Genomic DNA, 238 nt, shown 5'->3' on the forward strand with positions numbered 1-238 from the left:
GCATAAACCCGAACAATGAACGCAGCTTGCCCCGCTTTTGCGGCGGTGGTTCTTCTTCGTCATCATCTTCAGGTTCTTCGAATTCACCTTGACCGAATTCGGCGTCGTCAGACGGTTGGTTGTCGGCATGCTGGTTTTCGGGAGTGGTGTCAACAACGGCTTCCAACTGGAATTCAGTCGGCTCCGTGTCTTCGTCGGGTGCAGCGGAGGACGCCGGTGGGAAGCCGGTGGTGTGTAT

Annotated in this window: 1 protein-coding gene; it reads right to left on the minus strand. The window is 56.3% G+C overall.

Going from position 1 to position 238, the window contains the following annotated elements; translation table 11 throughout:
• A partial coding sequence (locus SAY88_RS25645; protein WP_332635257.1) for a hypothetical protein occupies nt 1-238 on the minus strand: 238 nt, incomplete at both ends.

Origin of the sequence: Halalkalibacter flavus, from assembly GCF_036663575.1 — a bacterium.
Lineage (GTDB): Bacteria > Bacillota > Bacilli > Bacillales > Bacillaceae_D > Halalkalibacter > Halalkalibacter flavus.